Here is a 916-nt window from a genome sequence, read left to right as displayed (position 1 = left end):
TCCCCCCCCCATCCCCAGTCTTCTTATCCATTACTTATACCTATTCCTTAACAGGTAACCTCCCCGCTGGGGGCCCTCCAACGACCCCAACAACAACTGACCCTCTCCTTCACCACCAACTGGTACTTACCCTCCCCGTCAGCCGGACCCAGGCTACACCCAGTTTCCACACCCCTTTTCGGCCATTTGCCTAAAAAGTGATTATTGTTTAGTTTCAACGAGTTACAACTACCCGACCCTAATGTTAATAATCAATCATAAAACGTTAGGATACTACATGACACTTCACACGCAAAACCAACCTTTCCACGCTGGCTTCGAAATCATCACCGACAACGGCGACGCCGCTTGCTTTATCGAACGCGATTGCCTTGCTGGCTTCGAGATCATCACGGACAACGGCGACAGCGCTTATTTCGTCGAACACAATGACCTTGCTGGCTTCGAGCAGTCCACCGGCGTTAGCGAAGAGGCCCTGGTCTGGGCTGCAGCGCTGGGCGAGATGGTTCACTTCGATGCGCGAGACTGGACCGTAGGCTTCCTGCTTCCCTACGCCCCAAACACTGACACAGCTGAGTGCGAGTGCTGGGAAGAGGACATGGCCGGTGACCTGATGGTCGCTTGCTAAGCGGTGATCCCGAAACAACAGCATAACAACACTCCCCACCTGGGCATCTTCCTAGATGTCTGGGTGGGTTTTTTTTACAAAGTAATTTTTTACTACGTCTGGGGGGGGGCATCCAGCTCAGGTGATACCTCCCCAGAGCCCTGAACGCCTTCTTCCCGTTCACTGAACAGTCCCCCAGATTGTCCACAAAGGCCACAAAAGGCCCCCAGGAATGCCCCAGTTCGTGGTATTGATCGGATAAGTCGAAGAAAACGATCCCCTTGCTGGGGTTCCTACCATCCCAGCCAA

The 916-nt window shown here is 53.4% G+C and carries 1 protein-coding gene; it reads left to right on the top strand.

Annotation, left to right across the window (positions count from 1 at the left end; genetic code table 11):
- Window positions 1-277: 277 nt before the first annotated feature.
- Window positions 278-628: a hypothetical protein gene (locus AB9F29_RS21270; protein WP_369757174.1), complete on the top strand. Its 351-nt coding sequence runs from the start codon at window positions 278-280 to the stop codon at window positions 626-628.
- Window positions 629-916 lie beyond the last annotated feature (288 nt).

Source organism: Falsihalocynthiibacter sp. S25ZX9, assembly GCF_041205405.1.
GTDB lineage: Bacteria > Pseudomonadota > Alphaproteobacteria > Rhodobacterales > Rhodobacteraceae > Falsihalocynthiibacter > Falsihalocynthiibacter arcticus.
This window is presented reverse-complemented; position numbering and strand designations above follow the sequence as displayed.

Bases quoted from the DNA above. Each gene is read 5' to 3' on its own strand.
- AB9F29_RS21270 (WP_369757174.1), top strand. From the start codon at position 278: ATGACACTTCACACGCAAAACCAACCTTTCCACGCTGGCTTCGAAATC.